Origin of the sequence: Tumebacillus flagellatus (assembly GCF_000714935.1) — a bacterium.
Lineage (GTDB): Bacteria > Bacillota > Bacilli > Tumebacillales > Tumebacillaceae > Tumebacillus > Tumebacillus flagellatus.
The window spans coordinates 1-547 of record NZ_JMIR01000104.1; the positions used below are offsets into that span (position 1 = coordinate 1).

At 57.6% G+C, this 547-nt stretch carries 1 rRNA gene; it reads left to right on the forward strand.

What is annotated here, in order from left to right:
- A 16S ribosomal RNA gene (locus EL26_RS23155) occupies positions 1-547 on the forward strand; the annotation flags it as partial.

The following is a 547-nucleotide window of genomic DNA, read 5'->3' on the forward strand; positions in this document are numbered from 1 at the left end:
TCAGGACCTGACGGTAACAGAGGAGGAAGCCCCGGCTAACTACGTGCCAGCAGCCGCGGTAATACGTAGGGGGCAAGCGTTGTCCGGAATCACTGGGCGTAAAGCGCGCGCAGGCGGTCTTTCACGTCCGGGGTGAAAGCCCAGAGCTCAACTCTGGGACTGCCTTGGATACGGAGAGACTTGAGGGTCGGAGAGGCAAGGGGAATTCCACGTGTAGCGGTGAAATGCGTAGAGATGTGGAGGAACACCTGTGGCGAAGGCGCCTTGCTGGCCGACTTCTGACGCTGAGGCGCGAAAGCGTGGGGAGCAAACAGGATTAGATACCCTGGTAGTCCACGCCGTAAACGATGAGTGCTAGGTGTTAGGGGGCCCACCCCTTAGTGCCGAAGCTAACGCATTAAGCACTCCGCCTGGGGAGTACGGTCGCAAGACTGAAACTCAAAGGAATTGACGGGGGCCCGCACAAGCAGTGGAGCATGTGGTTTAATTCGAAGCAACGCGAAGAACCTTACCAGGACTTGACATCCCGCTGACCGGTTTAGAGATA